Source organism: Pontibacterium sp. (genome assembly GCF_041587635.1).
Taxonomy (GTDB): domain Bacteria; phylum Pseudomonadota; class Gammaproteobacteria; order Pseudomonadales; family Balneatricaceae; genus Pontibacterium.
Genome location: NZ_JBFGYC010000724.1, coordinates 1 through 1,486, shown reverse-complemented (window position 1 = coordinate 1,486; position 1,486 = coordinate 1). Strand labels below are relative to the sequence as shown.

Below are 1,486 nucleotides of genomic sequence, written 5' to 3'. Positions count from 1 at the left end.
GACGAACTGGAAAAACATCTGGCAGAAGGCAATGTGTCTCTCTATTGCGGTTTTGACCCGACGGCTGACAGCCTGCATATTGGCAGTTTGGTACCACTGCTAACGCTCAAGCGTTTTCAGGAATATGGCCATAAGCCTTATGCCTTGGTGGGTGGTGCGACGGGCCTGATCGGTGATCCAAGCTTTAAAGCTCAGGAGCGTAAGCTGAACTCAGACGATGTGGTTGCCAACTGGGTGGAGAAACTCAAAGCACAGGTTAGCCAGTTTATCGATTTCGAATCCGGCGCTAACAGCGCAGAGGTTGTGAACAATCTTGACTGGACCCAGAATGTTGATGTGCTGACTTTTCTGCGTGACGTAGGTAAGCATTTTTCTGTTAACCAGATGATTGCAAAAGAATCGGTTAAGCAGCGTATCGATCGCGAAGGCGAGGGTATCTCCTTTACCGAATTCACCTACATGATCCTGCAGTCGTATGACTTTCAGAAGCTCAATGAAGCGCACGGCGTAACGTTGCAGATCGGCGGTTCTGATCAGTGGGGTAACATCACCGGTGGTATCGAACTGTCTCGTCGTAAAAATGGTAATCAGGTATTTGGCCTGACACTGCCGCTGATTACTAAGTCCGATGGTACCAAGTTTGGTAAAACAGAATCCGGCACAATCTGGCTGGATGCGGCAAAAACCTCACCATATGCGTTCTATCAGTTCTGGCTGGGTACAGCGGATGCGGACGTGTATCGTTTCTTGCGTTACTTTACCTTCCTGCCTGTTGGCGAGATCGAACGTATCGAAGCAGAAGATGCTGAGCGCCAGGGACGTCCTGAGGCTCAGGGTGTGTTGGCGCGTGAAGTAACGTGTCTGGTCCATGGTGATCAGGGGCTTGCAGCCGCGGAGCGAATCACGCAGGCATTGTTCTCCGGTGATCTGGCTGATCTTAGCGAAAGTGATTATGCACAATTGAGTCAGGATGGATTGCCTTCCATGAATCTTCAGGCCTCTTATGGTGAGAAGTTGGCTGAAACTCCGCTGACGACAGTTTTGGTTGATGCGGGTATGGCAAATTCAGGCAAGCAGATTAAGGATGCTCTGCAGCGTAACGCCGTTGTAGTAAATGGCACCGCATATGGCGTGGAAGACAATATGAAGGCTGCTGAGATCTTTGTTGGAGAGCAATCCGTGTTCGGTACGTACTTTATGGTTAAGGTCGGTAAGAAAAAACATTGTTTGCTGACCGTTTAATGTATTTTGCACCCTAAAAAGGGCGCCGTCAGGCGCCTATTTTGTGTCTGATGCTTTGTTTTGTGTGTTATTTGATCAGGGTTGATGGTTTTTTAGCCGTTTTAAGGTTTTTTTACGTTTTTTTGAAGTTTTTTAACAAAGGCTGTTGACCCCCATACTGAGGTCTGTAGAATGCGCCTCCTCGCTTGAGACAACAGCTTCTTCGGACAGCAAACGGATCGCGAGACTGCTGAAATAACCCCTT

General features: G+C 48.5%; 1 protein-coding gene. It reads left to right on the top strand.

Annotation, left to right across the window (positions count from 1 at the left end):
• Positions 1–1,242, top strand: a 1,242-nt coding sequence (gene tyrS / locus ABYW01_RS21150; protein ID WP_372836561.1) for a tyrosine--tRNA ligase, incomplete at its 5' end; no start/stop codon positions are given.
• Positions 1,243–1,486 lie beyond the last annotated feature (244 nt).